Annotated in this window: 17 protein-coding genes; 4 read left to right on the top strand and 13 right to left on the bottom strand. The window is 50.0% G+C overall.

What is annotated here, in order from left to right:
* Positions 1-155: 155 nt before the first annotated feature.
* Genes hisIE through ICW23_RS09495 form a run of 8 tightly spaced genes read right to left on the bottom strand, consistent with a single transcriptional unit; the run spans position 156 to position 6,568 of the window.
* The gene (hisIE, locus tag ICW23_RS09530; protein ID WP_099744374.1) at positions 156-776 is read right to left on the bottom strand and encodes a bifunctional phosphoribosyl-AMP cyclohydrolase/phosphoribosyl-ATP diphosphatase HisIE; all 621 of its coding nucleotides are present in this window, start codon (positions 774-776) and stop codon (positions 156-158) included.
* Positions 773-1,531: an imidazole glycerol phosphate synthase subunit HisF gene (hisF, locus tag ICW23_RS09525; protein ID WP_188154406.1), complete on the bottom strand. Its 759-nt coding sequence runs from the start codon at positions 1,529-1,531 to the stop codon at positions 773-775. The genes hisIE and hisF overlap by 4 nt, the downstream gene beginning before the upstream one ends.
* On the bottom strand, positions 1,528-2,265 hold the full coding sequence (gene hisA, locus ICW23_RS09520) for a 1-(5-phosphoribosyl)-5-[(5-phosphoribosylamino)methylideneamino]imidazole-4-carboxamide isomerase (protein ID WP_188154405.1): 738 nt from the start codon (positions 2,263-2,265) through the stop codon (positions 1,528-1,530). Before hisA ends, hisF begins: the two co-directional genes overlap by 4 nt.
* Complete coding sequence (gene hisH / locus ICW23_RS09515; RefSeq protein WP_045925881.1) at positions 2,262-2,900, bottom strand: imidazole glycerol phosphate synthase subunit HisH; 639 nt, start codon at positions 2,898-2,900, stop codon at positions 2,262-2,264. The genes hisA and hisH overlap by 4 nt, the downstream gene beginning before the upstream one ends.
* Complete coding sequence (gene hisB / locus ICW23_RS09510) at positions 2,901-3,485, bottom strand: imidazoleglycerol-phosphate dehydratase HisB (protein WP_016937814.1); 585 nt, start codon at positions 3,483-3,485, stop codon at positions 2,901-2,903. It abuts the gene before it with no gap.
* Complete coding sequence (gene hisD, locus ICW23_RS09505; protein WP_188154404.1) at positions 3,482-4,765, bottom strand: histidinol dehydrogenase; 1,284 nt, start codon at positions 4,763-4,765, stop codon at positions 3,482-3,484. The genes hisB and hisD overlap by 4 nt, the downstream gene beginning before the upstream one ends.
* Positions 4,762-5,403, bottom strand: a complete 642-nt coding sequence (gene hisG / locus ICW23_RS09500) for an ATP phosphoribosyltransferase (RefSeq protein ID WP_045925879.1) — start codon at positions 5,401-5,403, stop codon at positions 4,762-4,764. Before hisG ends, hisD begins: the two co-directional genes overlap by 4 nt.
* Complete coding sequence (locus ICW23_RS09495; RefSeq protein WP_188154403.1) at positions 5,396-6,568, bottom strand: ATP phosphoribosyltransferase regulatory subunit; 1,173 nt, start codon at positions 6,566-6,568, stop codon at positions 5,396-5,398. The genes hisG and ICW23_RS09495 overlap by 8 nt, the downstream gene beginning before the upstream one ends.
* Positions 6,569-6,808: 240 nt before the next feature.
* On the opposite strand from ICW23_RS09495, the gene ICW23_RS09490 reads away from it, so the two are divergent.
* The gene (locus ICW23_RS09490; protein ID WP_188154402.1) at positions 6,809-7,534 is read left to right on the top strand and encodes a C39 family peptidase; all 726 of its coding nucleotides are present in this window, start codon (positions 6,809-6,811) and stop codon (positions 7,532-7,534) included.
* A 16-nt stretch (positions 7,535-7,550) separates the two neighbouring features.
* Here ICW23_RS09490 and ICW23_RS09485 read toward each other — a convergent pair whose 3' ends face one another.
* From ICW23_RS09485 to hprK, 4 genes are read right to left on the bottom strand one after another with little or no spacing between them, the layout of a single operon-like run.
* On the bottom strand, positions 7,551-8,069 hold the full coding sequence (locus ICW23_RS09485; protein WP_064778556.1) for an acyltransferase: 519 nt from the start codon (positions 8,067-8,069) through the stop codon (positions 7,551-7,553).
* Positions 8,070-8,072: 3 nt separating this feature from the next.
* The gene (gene ppaX, locus ICW23_RS09480) at positions 8,073-8,723 is read right to left on the bottom strand and encodes a pyrophosphatase PpaX (RefSeq protein ID WP_064778555.1); all 651 of its coding nucleotides are present in this window, start codon (positions 8,721-8,723) and stop codon (positions 8,073-8,075) included.
* A gap of 25 nt (positions 8,724-8,748) precedes the next feature.
* Entirely contained in the window at positions 8,749-9,564 is an 816-nt protein-coding gene (gene lgt, locus ICW23_RS09475; protein ID WP_016937807.1) for a prolipoprotein diacylglyceryl transferase, read from the bottom strand.
* Positions 9,565-9,578: 14 nt separating this feature from the next.
* Positions 9,579-10,511, bottom strand: coding sequence for an HPr(Ser) kinase/phosphatase (gene hprK / locus ICW23_RS09470; protein WP_013353746.1), 933 nt, complete (start codon positions 10,509-10,511; stop codon positions 9,579-9,581).
* Positions 10,512-10,680: 169 nt separating this feature from the next.
* Here hprK and nagA point away from each other — a divergent pair, with 169 nt between their 5' ends.
* From nagA to ICW23_RS09455, 3 genes are read left to right on the top strand one after another with little or no spacing between them, the layout of a single operon-like run.
* Positions 10,681-11,871 (top strand): N-acetylglucosamine-6-phosphate deacetylase, encoded by a 1,191-nt coding sequence (gene nagA / locus ICW23_RS09465; RefSeq protein ID WP_095241261.1) that lies wholly within the window; start codon positions 10,681-10,683, stop codon positions 11,869-11,871.
* A complete protein-coding gene (gene nagB / locus ICW23_RS09460) occupies positions 11,868-12,593 on the top strand; it encodes a glucosamine-6-phosphate deaminase (protein ID WP_188154531.1) in 726 nt (241 codons plus the stop codon). Before nagA ends, nagB begins: the two co-directional genes overlap by 4 nt.
* 13 nt (positions 12,594-12,606) lie before the next feature.
* The gene (locus ICW23_RS09455; RefSeq protein WP_064778553.1) at positions 12,607-13,338 is read left to right on the top strand and encodes a GntR family transcriptional regulator; all 732 of its coding nucleotides are present in this window, start codon (positions 12,607-12,609) and stop codon (positions 13,336-13,338) included.
* 133 nt (positions 13,339-13,471) lie between these two features.
* Here ICW23_RS09455 and ICW23_RS09450 read toward each other — a convergent pair whose 3' ends face one another.
* Positions 13,472-14,047, bottom strand: a complete 576-nt coding sequence (locus tag ICW23_RS09450) for a TetR/AcrR family transcriptional regulator (protein ID WP_045925873.1) — start codon at positions 14,045-14,047, stop codon at positions 13,472-13,474.
* Between the last annotated feature and the right edge of the window lie 5 nt (positions 14,048-14,052).

Genomic DNA, 14,052 nt, shown 5'->3' with positions numbered 1-14,052 from the left:
ACAAAACGTATATTTTTGATAAAAACCAAAATAAACTCTATTAGTCAATATTATCAAATTCATCTGCCTCCGGTTGCAGAAATAAGGAATATTTTATTGAATGTTTAAGTTCGGGCATATTTAAAAACCTCACGGAGCTCTCCGTGAGGTTTGTTTTACTCAGATGCTGAATGGCGTTTCGCAAGAACGTCAAGCACGTCGTCCAAAGGAAGCGACTGTTCACGCAGAAGAACGAGCAAATGATACAGCAAATCTGCCGCTTCCCATTTTAATTCTTCATGATCGCGGTTTTTCGCGGCGATGATCACCTCTGCGGCTTCTTCGCCGACTTTTTTGAGAATTTTATCGACGCCTTCCCGAAACAGATACGTTGTGTAGGCCCCCTCAGGCATCTCCGCCTGCCGTTTGGCGATTACGCTTTCCAGTTCGTTTAAGATGCCGAAACGATCCTGCGCGTCCGCTTTTTCCGGAGAAAAGCAGCTGTAGCTTCCCTTATGGCATGCGGGTCCTGAAGGCTCCGCAAGCACAAGGAGGGCATCTTGATCGCAATCATAGCGGATGGCTTTCACCTTTTGGGTATTCCCCGACGTCGCTCCTTTATGCCACAGCTCCCCGCGTGAACGGCTGTAAAACCAGGTTTCTTTCGTTTCTATCGTTTTTTCGTAGGATTCACGATTCATATAAGCCAGTGTCAGTACTTCTTTGCTTGCCGCATCCTGTACGATGGCGGGAATCAGCCCGGCCTCGTCAAACCGCAGTTCATCTGCCCGTTTCATCTCACATTCACCCCGTGTTTCTTCATATAATCTTTCACTTCTTTTATAGATGTCTCTTTGTAATGGAAAATGGAAGCTGCAAGCGCGGCGTCCGCTTCACCGATCGTGAAGGCTTCAAGCATATGGCGCGCGCTGCCGGCTCCCCCTGACGCAATGACGGGCACCGGGACGGCACGTGAGACAAGTTTTGTAAGCATATGGTTAAAGCCTGTTTTCTCACCGTCAGCGTCCATGCTTGTCAGCAGGATTTCACCCGCTCCCCGTTTGACGGCTTCTTTTGCCCAAGCCGTGACTTCCCACTCGGTTTTCTTTCTGCCGCCGTGTGTGTACACTTTATAGCAATCCGAATCTTCGTCATACTTTGCGTCAATCGCCGCTACGATGCATTGCGAGCCGAAAAACTCAGCTCCTTCCGTAATCAGCTCGGGACGGAGGACGGCCGCTGTATTAACGGATACTTTATCAGCGCCCGCGCGAAGCATTCTTTTCATATCGCTTAATTGATTGATTCCGCCGCCGACCGTAAACGGAATCGCCAGTTTTGCCGCAACCTGCTCCACGACGTCAGCCATCGTCTTCCGGCCTTCATGAGAGGCGGAAATGTCGAGAAAAACAAGCTCGTCAGCGCCCTCCCTGTCATAGGCTTCGGCCAGCTCGACAGGATCGCCCGCATCCTTCAGCCCGAGAAATTGAATACCCTTGACGACGCGTCCTTCTTTCACATCGAGACACGGAATGATTCGTTTCGTGATCATGCGTCCTTCACCCCGCTGAGTGCTTCAGCCAATGAAAATTGTTTTGTATACAGCGCTTTTCCGATAATCGCTCCCGATACGCCGGCGTCTTTGAAGCGGGCCAGCGCTTTGAGGTCGGCGACTGAGCTGACACCGCCTGAGGCGATGACGTTTTTCCCCGTTGCTTTTGCAAGCTGAACGGTGCTTTCGATGTTCGGGCCTGACAGCATGCCGTCAGTCGCAATATCCGTGAAAATGAAGATTTCCGCTCCTTCCTCCGCCAATTCACGGCCCAAATCGGACGCTTTTACCGAAGATGTTTCCAGCCACCCTTCCGTCGAGACATACCCGTTTCTCGCATCGAGACCGATGGCGATTTTCCCGCCGTATTGTTTCAGCATGCTTTTCACAAACGCCGGATCGGAAACGGCCGAGCTGCCGAGAATGACGCGATCAGCGCCTTGTGATAAGTAGCCGTATACATCCGCTTCAGAACGGATTCCGCCGCCGATCTCAACCTTGACATCAAGCTGCCGGACGATGTCCAGAACATGCCTGTCGTTTACTTTCCTTCCCTCTTTCGCGCCGTCAAGATCCACGAGATGAATCCATTCGGCACCTTCGTTTGCAAATTGGGCCGCCATGTCTAAAGGTGAGTCTCCGTAGATCGTTTCCTTGCCGTAATCACCTTGAATGAGGCGGACGCATTTGCCGTTTCTCATATCGATTGCCGGATATAATGTAAAAGCATTCATTTCTTCACCTTCTGTTCCGCTGCCATTTTTGTAAATTGCGTTAAGATCGCCATTCCGGCCGTGCCGCTTTTTTCTGGGTGAAACTGCGCTCCGAAGACATTGCGTTTCCCGACGACCGCAGGAACACGAACGCCGTACTCAGCGCTTGCCAGAAGATCGCCTTCTTCCATCCCGTCTATATAATAGGAATGGACAAAATAAACAAAGCCTTCTCCCGCTTCCGAAAGCAAAGGAGATGTTTGGTGAACCGCCAGCCGGTTCCAGCCCATATGCGGCACCTTCAGCTTATTTCCTTCGGCATCCCTGTCTTTGAGTCTCACTGCTTTTCCGGCTAATAAACCAAGTCCTTTTGCAGAGCCGTTTTCGCTGCTTTCTTCGAAAATGAGCTGCATGCCGAGGCAGATGCCAAGAAGCAGCTTCCCTTCGTCAACCATACGGTGTATGAATTGATCAAGCTTCGTGCTGCGTAAATTGTCCATGGCGTCACTGAATGATCCGACACCGGGAAGAATAAAAGCATCCGCTTTTTCGAGCTCTTCCGGCCGGTCTGAAACGACATACGGGACGCCGACGCGTTCCAGCGCCTTCGACACGCTGAATAAATTGCCCATTCCGTAATCAATTACACCGATCATTTACAGCATCCCTTTCGTAGACGGCACACCCTTGACGCGCGGGTCAATGGATGACGCTTCGTCCAGCGCTCTGCCAAGCGCCTTAAACACGGCTTCTATCATATGATGCGTATTTGTGCCGTAATGAACGATGACGTGCAGATTCATTCTCGCTTCGAGCGCCAGTTTCCATAAGAATTCATGTACCAGCTCGGTATCAAACGTTCCGACTTTCGCTTGCGGAAATGCAGCGCGCATCTCAAGGTGCGGCCGGTTGCTCAGGTCTACGGCGACTTGGGCGAGCGCTTCGTCCATCGGCACAAGCGCTGATCCGTACCGTTTGATTCCTTTTTTATCACCGAGCGCCTCCAAAAAAGCCTGCCCTAAGCAGATGCCGATATCTTCAGTCGTGTGGTGATCATCTATCTCCGTATCGCCTTTTGCGTCAACGGTTAAATCAAATTGTCCGTGCTTTGTAAACAAATCAAGCATATGAGTCATAAACGGCACATCCGTGCTGATATCGGCTTTTCCTTCTCCGTCAATACCGAAAGCCAGCTTAATATCCGTCTCATTTGTTTTTCTGGCGCGTTCCGCTTTTCTCATCGGTCATTTCCTCCGTTTCTCGCTTCAATCGATCTTGCGTGCGCTTCAAGCCCTTCCAGTCTCGCAAAGGCGGCAATGCTGTCCGCGTGGGTTTCAAATGCCTTCCGGCTGTATGAGATGATGCTCGATTTCTTTTGAAAATCCGTGACATTCAGCGGGCTTGAAAACCGCGCCGTCCCGTTTGTCGGCAGAACGTGATTCGGTCCCGCAAAATAATCGCCGACCGGTTCAGCGCTGTATCGCCCTAAGAAAATCGCTCCCGCGTGCCTGATGCTTCCAAGCAAAGCCTCCGGCGAATGCGTCATGATTTCTAAATGCTCAGGCGCCAGCGCATTCACCGTATCCACCGCATCCTCCATCGTTTCCGCGATGTAAATATGGCCGTGATCTTTGATCGATGCTTCGGCGATTTCTTTACGCGGCAGCGTCTGAAGCTGTTTATCCACTTCACCTGATACCGCTTCTGCAAGCTTCCGTGAGTCGGTGACAAGCACGCATGAGCTGAGCATATCGTGTTCGGCCTGAGAAAGCAGGTCAGCGGCAACTTCTTCGGGCACCGCCGTATCGTCTGCCAGGACTGCGATTTCACTTGGCCCGGCTATCATGTCAATATCCACATCGCCGAAGACTTCGCGCTTCGCCAGCGCCACAAAAATATTGCCGGGACCTGTAATCTTATCAACAGGCTGTATCGTTTCCGTTCCGTAAGCGAGCGCGGCAATCGCCTGCGCGCCTCCCGCTTTGTAAATTTCCTTTATGCCGAGCTCAGACGCTGCCGCCAGAACGCCCGGCGAAAGGCTGCCGTCTTTTCCCGGCGGACTGACGAGAACGATCCGCCCCACTCCCGCAGCGAGAGCGGGGATGACATTCATTAAAACGGAAGACGGATAAGCGGCCGTCCCGCCCGGCACATATACGCCCGCGGAATCAAGCGCCGTTATTTTCTGCCCGAGCATCGTGCCGTCTTTACGATGGTAAAACCAAGAGGATTGCAGCTGGCGCTCGTGATATTCTTTAATATTGGCAATTGCCTGCTTGATCACTTCCAGCAGCTGATCATCAAGCAGACGGTACGCCTCTGCGATTTCTTCTGCGCTCACCGCCAACTGTTCCAGGCTGATGCCGTCAAATGTTTTTGTATAGGCCAAAACGGCTTTGTCGCCGTTTTTTCTGACGTCTTCAATAATCGCCCTGACGGTTTTCCGCTGCTCTTCAGTTCCGCTGTCAATGGAACGCTTCAGTGAAAACCGGTCGCTTTTTTTTATTGCGGTTATTTTCATTTTGCCGTTTCTCCTTCCACAACCCTGGCCAGCCTGGCAGCCATTTCGTCGATGACGTCATCCTTCATGCGGTAGCTGACTGGATTGACGATAAAACGCGATGTGATGTCACAAATGTGTTCTGATTCAACGAGTCCGTTTTCCTTTAATGTCCGCCCTGTTGATACGATATCCACGATTCTGTCAGCAAGCCCGATTAAAGGCGCCAGCTCAATGGAGCCGTTCAGCTTGATGATTTCCACCTGCTCGCCCTGCTCTCTGAAATAACTTGACGCAACATTCGGATATTTCGTCGCAATCCTCGGGGCGACACCGTTCCAATCCGCTCCCGGAAGCCCCGCAACGGCGAGATGGCATTTGCTGATATTCAGATCGAGCACCTCATACACGTCACGCTCTTCTTCAAGCATGACATCCTTTCCGGCAATACCGGCATCAGCGACGCCATGTTCGACATAAGTCGTGACGTCCATCGGCTTCGCTAAAATAAAGCGGAGATTTTCTTCAGGAACATCGATGATCAGCTTTCTTGATTCCTCAAACTCCTCGGGCAGCCTGTATCCGGCCTGCCGCAGCAATCCGGCCGCTTCTTCGAATATCCGCCCTTTTGGCATTGCCATTGTGAGTACCTTACCCATTTTGCTCTTCCTTTCTGGCACCGATAAAGTATGTGACTTTTGTGAATGATTTTGTCATATGATCGATATTTTCAATGCCCGCCAAATCCTGCAGGACGACCTTTCTGCCTCTTGCCCTTTCTTCCTCCGCGAATAAAATGGCCTGCGCCCGCTGCTCCTTGCTGAAAATAACGGCGTCCGCCTCGCTTGTTTCTTCCTGGATGCCGAGCGCTTCAATCAGCCTGTCGATACGGAGTCCGAAGCCCGTGGCGGGAGCAGGGCTGCCGAAATGGCCGAGAAGATTGTTATAGCGGCCGCCGCTTCCGATGACAAACCCGACATTTGCCGCATACACTTCGAATAAAATTCCCGTGTAATAACTCATATGGCTGACCATGTTCAGATCAAGGCGGATATGCTCGGCACACCCGTAATCTTCAAGAATGTCCCATAGGTCTTCCAGCTCCTGAATCACGCTTTGCCCGGAGATGCCGATGATCTCCTCCGCTTTGGCGCAGATCTCTTTTCCGCCGCGCAATTCCAAAAGTCCGAGCAGCCGGCTTTTGTCTATTGAAGAAAGCGGAAGCGATTTGACATGTTCTCTGTACCCCACATAATTCTTTTCAAAGAGAAAGCGCCGCAGGACATCCGCCCGCTCGGCATTGCCCAGCACCTCGACAAACAGCTCATCTGCGAGTCCTGCATGGCCGATCGCGATTTTAAATTGGTGCAATCCCGCGTTTTTCAACGCGCCGGCCGCGAGTGCAATCACCTCAGCGTCCGCACTTGTTGATCCGTCGCCGATCAGCTCCGCGCCGACCTGTTCGAATTCGGCCGGACGTCCGCCTTCCCGTTCTTGAGCGCGGTAAACGCTTGCCGCGTATCCCGCTCTGAGCGGATGATTATTTTTGTGCAGCTTAGACGCCGCCACCCGGGCAATCGGTCCGGTCATGTCAGGCCGAAGCACAAGCGTTTTTCCGTCCTGATCGAGAAGCTTAAACAGCTGCTGTTCTTCAATGGCTGACTGGACACCCACTGTTTCATAAAATTCAAGGGTCGGAGTCTCCATAAACTGATAACCCCATTTATCAATTAAATCCGTCAGTGTGAAACGGACTTTCTTCTTTGCTTCGTATAAACCGGGAAGCGTATCTCTCATGCCATGCGGTTTTTCAAACATAAACATTGCCTTTTGCACCTCCGCTTTGTCTGAAGGAAAATTCCGAATCCTTTAGTTCGCTAATATGATAATATGTTAGCAGATAAAAGAATGGATTGCAATGCCCAATGTCCGCCTATTCTTTCCCATATTGATGACTAAATCATGAACAAATCTGTAAACATAAGAGAACCATCTAATCATATTGAGCAGAAGTGCTATAATACATAGAATAGCTTCATCAGAAACAAGGGAGAATAATTGATAATGAAGACGCTTGGAACATTATGTGTGCTGATTCTGACAGCCGTCCTTGTCTATCTGGGATATAACATCTATACAAACGATATTCATTTGAATTTTTTCAATCAGCAGTCCGACGAGTCTGATGAGAAAACACCGTTAAAAGGGAGCGCGACACCGCTGAATGTCGTTTTGTACAGACAGATGGATTCACCCAGACTGTACAATGGCTGTGAGGTGACAAGCCTTGCTATGATTTTGAACAATGCCGGATATCATGTATCAAAAAATACATTGGCGGATCGAATCAATAAAGTTCCGCTCACATACAGCAGCGGGCTGAAAGGAGATCCGAATGAAGGATTTGCCGGAGACATGGAAAACGGCCCGGGTTTAGGCGTTTATCATGAGCCGATTGTTAAACTGGCCAAAGAGTATGCGGGAAACAAAGTATACGACCTGACGGGAAAAGACATTTCTGCTGTGTATCGCCAGCTTGAAAAGAGACGGCCGGTCTGGGTGATTATCACCACTTCCTTTAAACCGGTTGATCATATGCAGACTTGGAATACGCCGAACGGAAAGGTCGACATCACGTTCAGCATGCACAGCGTAGCCGTCACCGGTTATGATCACGATTATGTATACGTCAATGACCCTTACGGCTATAAAAACAGAAAAACGGACCGGACTGAATTCGAAAAAGCCTGGAAGCAGATGGGCAGCCAGGCCATTGTAATCAAGTCATAAAAAAACCCCGCTGACGTTAATCAGCGGGGTTTTCCATTCGTTTTTTCATTTCTTCGTGCGTATAGATCAGCTTCATCGGGTTTCCTCCGACAAACGCCCCGGCCGGGACATCTTTATGCACCAGCGTGCCGGCTGATACAACGGCTCCGCTCCCGATGGTGACGCCGGGCAGAATCGTTGTGTTTGCCCCGATCATTACCTCGTCACCGATTGTGACATCACCGGTCCGGTACTCATGTATTAAATATTCATGAGCCAAAATCGTCGTATTGTAGCCGATGATGCTGTTTTCTCCGACAGTGATTTTTTCAGGAAACATAATATCCGGCATCACCATCAGCGCGAATGAGGTTTGTTTTCCGACATTCATTTTCAAAAAGGTTCGGTACAGCCAGTTCTTCACGCTTAGAAACGGCGTATACCTTGCAATCTGGATGATGATGAAGTTTTTTATCACCTTCAGAAAGGGAACCGTCTGATATACATGCCACAATGAATTTGCACCTGTAACCGGATGGCGGTCTGTTTTTCTCACGGATTACTTCACTCCGGTAATGTGCAATAAATCACTCATTTTCTCAAGCATATAATCGGGTTCATAGGCGGAAAGCGTCTGTGCGCCTTTAATCGTCCACGCGACGCCGGCTGTTTTCGTGCCGGCGTTTTTGCCCGCCATGACATCGTGATAATTGTCACCGACCATCATGGCCTCCGACGGATCGCACCCAAGCCGGCTGAGCGCAAGCTGCACAGGTTCGGGATCAGGCTTCGGATGCTTTACATCATCAAGCGTGACGACAGTATCGAAAAACGCCCCGATGCCTGTCAGCTTCAATCCCATATTGACTGTATCCCTCAGCTTTGTGGTGACAATCCCGAGCTGATAGCCCGCTTTTTTCAATTCATCGAGCGTTTCATAAACCGTTTCGTACTCCGTGACAAGCTCATCGTGCTTCTCATGATTGAATGCCCTGTACATGCTGATCATGTCATCGCACTTTTCGGCATCAATGCCTGAAAATGTTTCGTACAGAGGCGGGCCGATAAACGGAAGCACATCTTCCCGTTTATACTGTCCCGGGCAATAATGATCAAGCGTATGAAGATAAGAAGCGATAATCAGTTCATTCGTGTCAATCAGCGTGCCGTCGAGATCGAATAAAATGGCGGTTAAACGTTTATCAGTCATCTTATGTCCTTTCCGATTTCAGACGTCAGTCCGTATCTGCATACCGCTTATCGGCATACCCTTTAACGCGTCTGAAAACCATTAAAATAATCGCAAGAACAATCAGCACAATGGAAATGACCTGCGCGATCCGAAGCTGACTCGTGAGCATCAGGCTGTCCGTACGCATTCCTTCAATAAAGTATCTGCCGATCGAATACCAGATGATATACGTTAAGAACAGATTGCCCCTGCGCAGGTTCACGCGGCGGAGCAGAAGCAGAATCACGACACCCGCAAAGCTCCACAGCGATTCATACAGAAACGTCGGGTGATAATAATGTCCGTCTATGTACATCTGATTAATGATGAAATCCGGAAGGTGCAAGCTTTCCAAAAATGAACGGCTGACCGCTTCGCCGTGAGCCTCCTGGTTGATAAAGTTTCCCCAGCGCCCGATGGCCTGACCGAGCAGAATACTCGGCGCGGCAATATCCGCCAGCTTCCAGAATGATATCCCTCTTACTTTTGAAAAAACAACGCCCGTTGCGATCGCGCCGATCAATCCGCCGTGAATCGCGATGCCGCCTTTCCAAATTTTAATGATTTCCCCGGGGTGTTCCGAGTAATAGCTCCACTCGAAAAGCACATAGTATGCCCGTGCGCAAATGATTGCGATCGGGATGGCGAAAAGAACAAGATCAATAAAAATGTCCTTTTTCAGCCCCCGCTTTTCGCTCTCCCTCATGGCCATCCAAAGCCCTAATAACGCACCCGCGCCGATAATGATCCCGTACCAGTGCACGGATAAAGGCCCGAGCTGCAAGGCAATCGGATTGATTGGTGTTCCTGCTTCGTTCATATTATTGCCAACTCCTATTCGTCTTGTTCGCCGTCTTCAATGACATCCGCCAGCTTATTCGTAAATTGCTCGGCGGCATTTAAGCCCATCCGCTTCAATCTGAAGTTCATCGCCGCAACTTCGATAATAACAGCGAGATTTCGCCCAGGGCGGACTGGAATGGTCAGTTTTGTAATTTCCGTATCAATGATTTTCATTTTTTCTTCTTCAAGTCCGAGACGGTCGTATTGCTTCCCTTGCTCCCAAAGCTCAAGGTCCATGACGATTGTAATTCTCTTATTGCTTCTGACGGCGCCCGCTCCGAACAGCGTCATGACATTTATAATGCCGAGACCCCTGATTTCAAGCAGATGCTCAATCAGATCAGGCGCATTCCCGACGAGCGTATCCTGATCCTCCTGCCGGATTTCGACGCAGTCATCCGCGACAAGACGATGGCCGCGTTTGACGAGCTCCAGGGCCGTTTCACTTTTACCGACGCCGCTTTTTCCCGTTATGAGCACACCGACGCCGTATATATCCACAAGCACGCCGTGAATGGCGGTTGTGGGCGCGAGACGGCTCTCAAGAAAATTCGTCAGCCGGCTTGACAGTCTGGTTGTTTTCAGAGGGGATCTCAGCACCGGCACGCCGTTTTTCTCGGATGCTTCTACAAGCTCCGGCGGGATCGGCATATCTCTGGAAAGTATGATAGCCGGCGTCACATCGGTGCACAGCGATTCCATCCGCTGTTTTTTATCCTCCTCAGGAAGCTGATCGAAAAATGACAGCTCCGTTTTTCCTAAAAGCTGCACCCGTTCTCTCGGGTAATATGTAAAATAACCGGCGATTTCAATACCGGGCCGTGATAAATCACTCATCGTAATCGGGCGGTTAATCCCTTCTTCTCCGCTGATCAATTCTAAATGGAACTGCTCCATTACGTCTTTGGTCCGAACCTTTGCCAAGATATGTTCCTCCTGTTCTGGGATGTTCCGAGCTTTGAACAGTTATATTTTATCACTTTACCGTCTGAACCAAAACAGATTTATACAATTCCGGCATAACTGGTCTAGATAACTAGTCTGAAAAAGAGTAAAATAAAACTAACAACTAACAAGAAAGGCGTGTTTTAAAGTGGCTGAAAGCTTGTTAATCAGCGGTGCGGACATCGTAACAGAAGAGGAAATCATCCGAAACGGATTTCTCGGCATAAAAGACGGCATCATTTCTTACGCGGGTCAAACAAGGCCGCAGGAAACGTATGAGAAGGAATGGAAGGCGCCCGCGGGTTCGTATGCGCTTCCCGGAATGATAGATATCCATATTCACGGCGGTTACGGCGCGGATACGATGGATGCCGATCTCGCGGCTCTTGATACAATGTCCGCCCGGCTGCCCGAAGAAGGAACAACCGCTTTTCTAGCGACCACGATCACACAGCAGCACGAAAACATTGAAAAAGCGCTTAAAAACGCCAAGGAATGGACGGACTCCTCACCGCAGGCTCATAAAGGCGCTGAGTTGATCGGCATTCATTTAGAAGGACCGTTTGTCTCTCCGAAAAAAGCGGGAGCACAGCCGAAACAATGGATTACGCCGGCCGATGCCGGGCTCTTTCAGAAATGGGAGCGTCTCTCCGGAGGACTGATTAAAATCGTGACGCTTGCACCGGAAGAAGATCCTGATTTCAGCCTGATCCGTTATTTAAAAGACCGGAACATCATCCCGTCAATGGGACACACAGACGCGGGAGCCGATCTTTTAGAAAAAGCGGCGGATGCCGGAGCACTGCATATGACACACCTCTTCAACGCCATGAGCTCCTTTCACCACCGTGAGCCGGGGGGCATCGGAACGGCGCTCGCCTGCGGCCGCATCACGGCGGAGCTGATCACTGACGGCATTCATTCTCATCCTTTGGCTGTAAAGCTTGCCTATTTGGCGAAAGGAAGCCAAAACCTGATCATGATTACAGACTCCATGCGGGCAAAAGGGCTTAGGGACGGAGAATACGAATTCGGCGGACAAAGAGTCACCGTTTGCGGAGACAAAGCGCTTCTTTCTGACGGGACGCTGGCCGGTTCCATTTTAAAAATGAATGAAGGCGCGGCGCTCATGCGCAGGTTTACGAACTGCTCATGGCTGGATATAGCTAATATGACAGCGGCAAACGCAGCCCGCCGGCTCGGCATTTTTGACCGTAAAGGAAGCCTTGCGGAAGGAAAAGACGCCGACGTTGTTTTGACGGACGGACAGTGCGGCGTGCTGGCAACGATTTGCCGAGGAAACACCGCATATATCTCAGGAGGAGCTGATTGGACATGAACGTCATCACATGCAGACATTATGAAGAATTAAGTGAAAAAGCCGCAGAGATGATTGCTGAAACAGTTAAACAAAAGCCGGATGCCGTTCTCGGGCTTGCGACGGGAGGCACCCCTGAAGGCGTATACAAAGAGCTTGTGCGGATGCACCGCTCCGAGGGCCTGTCATTCCGGGATGTCACGACGATAAACCTTGATGAATACGCCGGGCTTTCTCCCGAGGACAAAAACAGCTATCATTATTATATGAATACACATTTTTTTGCACATATCGACAGCAAAAAGGACCGCCGCTTTCTCCCTGACGGACGGGCAGACGATCTTGAGGCTGAATGCGAACGCTATGACCGATTGATTCAAACACTCGGCGGAGCGGATATTCAGCTTTTAGGCATCGGACACAACGGCCATATCGGCTTTAATGAGCCCGGGACGCCATTTGAATCCCGAACCCATGTCGTTGAGCTGAATGAAGAGACAAGACGGGCGAATGCGCGGTACTTTCCGTCAATCGATCAAGTTCCTGAAAAAGCCGTGACAATGGGGATCAGGACGATCTTGTCCGGCAAACGGATTTTGATCATGGCATCCGGAAAAAGCAAGGCCCAAGCGGTGAAGCAGCTTCTGGACGGGCGCGTCAGTGAAGCATTCCCCGCCTCCGCCCTGCACGAACACCCGGATGTGACGGTCTTGATTGATGAAGAGGCTGCGGGCGGCGATTGAAAGGATTTGACCTATGCAGATTGATAAACAATCTCCGATTCCGATTTACTTTCAGATTATGGAACAATTGAAAACCCAAATCAAAAACGGCGAGCTGAAAGCGGATGCGCTGCTTCCGTCGGAACGGGAATACGCCGAACAATTCGGCATCAGCCGCATGACGGTGCGCCAGGCGCTTTCCAATTTGGTGAATGAAGGATTTTTATACAGACAGAAAGGCCGTGGAACCTTCGTCAGCAAACTGAAGATGGAGCAGCCGCTCCAAGGACTGACAAGCTTCACCGAAGATATGAGAAGCCGGGGCATGAAGCCGGGGAGCAGACTTGCCGAATACCAGCTGATTCAGGCGACGGAAGAATTATCTTCTATCCTGGGATGCGGCTGTCCGGCAACGCTTCATAAAATCATCCGCGTCCGGCTGGCGAATGATATCCCGATGGCGATCGAAGCCTCGTACATCCCGTTTGACAAGGCGGGGAAATTGGATGCCTCCCATTTTCAATCATCCATGTATGAGCACATCGAAGCGTACAATCAGATGCCGATTTCACACGCCAAACAAGAGCTTGAACCGGGAGCCGCTTCCGAGGAAGAAGCCGAACTGCTCGGGATCCAGCCCGGCGCGCCCGTCCTCTATATCAAGCGGACCACTTATCTGCAGGACGGCACTGCCTTTGAGCATGTCAAATCCGCCTACAGAGGCGACCGCTACACATTCGTACATTATATGGACAGGGTGAAATGAAACATCTCCAACCGTTACAGGTTGGAGATGTTTTTTTGATCTGCCATTTTCAAATCAATTTTCTATGACTCTGTCAAAACGGAGAGGCTGGGGTTCTGGTATCTAATTTTATAAAGAAAAGAGTACTAAAATGCTACCCTCTGTTTTGGACAATATACGGAACCTGCTTTGAAATCAGCAGCAGCGGTTCTTTGTTTTTGTGAGCCAGTGAAAACATGATTGCGCCTTCAATCATCGAGTTGATTGTCATCCCAAGCTTCTCCGCTTCCTCTTGTTCAAACCCATGCTCAAGAAATTTTGCCGCAAACACATCCGTCCACTTCTTGAACACCTCAACACATGTGCATCTTAACGTTTCATTGATCAGAGCGGTCTCACCCGCCAGCAATCCAACCGGCACGCCCTCAATATTCTGAGGATCATTAAACTGTTCAGCCGTTACATGAATAAAGTGCTGAATGGCTTCTACAGGGTCCCCGAATTCAGACATACTATTCTGTATTTGCTTTTCAACGCATCTTCCCGTATGTCTGATTGCCGCAATGGCAAGTTCTTCTTTTCCGTTTGGAAAATGATGATACACAGACCCTCTGGGTGCTCCGCTCTCTTTTATAATTTGATTCAAACCTGTCGCATGGTATCCCTGAATCTGAAAAAGATATGCAGAGGTTTGAATAATTCTTTCTTTTGTCCCGGTTTTACTGTTCATTATGT

This window comes from Bacillus sp. 1021 (genome assembly GCF_014534735.1).
Lineage (GTDB): Bacteria > Bacillota > Bacilli > Bacillales > Bacillaceae > Bacillus > Bacillus siamensis.
Note: the sequence above shows the minus strand (reverse complement) of the source record. Positions and strands in the feature narration are given on the sequence as shown.

What these genes read in the sequence shown, in the direction of transcription:
- hisIE (WP_099744374.1), bottom strand. Translation starts at nt 776, where the DNA reads ATGAAACGGGCAGATGAACTGCGGTTTGACGAGGCCGGGCTGATTCCC.
- hisF (WP_188154406.1), bottom strand. Translation starts at nt 1,531, where the DNA reads ATGATCACGAAACGAATCATTCCGTGTCTCGATGTGAAAGAAGGACGC.
- hisA (WP_188154405.1), bottom strand. Translation starts at nt 2,265, where the DNA reads ATGAATGCTTTTACATTATATCCGGCAATCGATATGAGAAACGGCAAA.
- hisH (WP_045925881.1), bottom strand. Translation starts at nt 2,900, where the DNA reads ATGATCGGTGTAATTGATTACGGAATGGGCAATTTATTCAGCGTGTCG.
- hisB (WP_016937814.1), bottom strand. Translation starts at nt 3,485, where the DNA reads ATGAGAAAAGCGGAACGCGCCAGAAAAACAAATGAGACGGATATTAAG.
- hisD (WP_188154404.1), bottom strand. Translation starts at nt 4,765, where the DNA reads ATGAAAATAACCGCAATAAAAAAAAGCGACCGGTTTTCACTGAAGCGT.
- hisG (WP_045925879.1), bottom strand. Translation starts at nt 5,403, where the DNA reads ATGGGTAAGGTACTCACAATGGCAATGCCAAAAGGGCGGATATTCGAA.
- ICW23_RS09495 (WP_188154403.1), bottom strand. Translation starts at nt 6,568, where the DNA reads ATGTTTATGTTTGAAAAACCGCATGGCATGAGAGATACGCTTCCCGGT.
- ICW23_RS09490 (WP_188154402.1), top strand. Translation starts at nt 6,809, where the DNA reads ATGAAGACGCTTGGAACATTATGTGTGCTGATTCTGACAGCCGTCCTT.
- ppaX (WP_064778555.1), bottom strand. Translation starts at nt 8,723, where the DNA reads ATGACTGATAAACGTTTAACCGCCATTTTATTCGATCTCGACGGCACG.
- lgt (WP_016937807.1), bottom strand. Translation starts at nt 9,564, where the DNA reads ATGAACGAAGCAGGAACACCAATCAATCCGATTGCCTTGCAGCTCGGG.
- nagB (WP_188154531.1), top strand. Translation starts at nt 11,868, where the DNA reads ATGAACGTCATCACATGCAGACATTATGAAGAATTAAGTGAAAAAGCC.
- ICW23_RS09455 (WP_064778553.1), top strand. Translation starts at nt 12,607, where the DNA reads ATGCAGATTGATAAACAATCTCCGATTCCGATTTACTTTCAGATTATG.
- ICW23_RS09450 (WP_045925873.1), bottom strand. Translation starts at nt 14,047, where the DNA reads ATGAACAGTAAAACCGGGACAAAAGAAAGAATTATTCAAACCTCTGCA.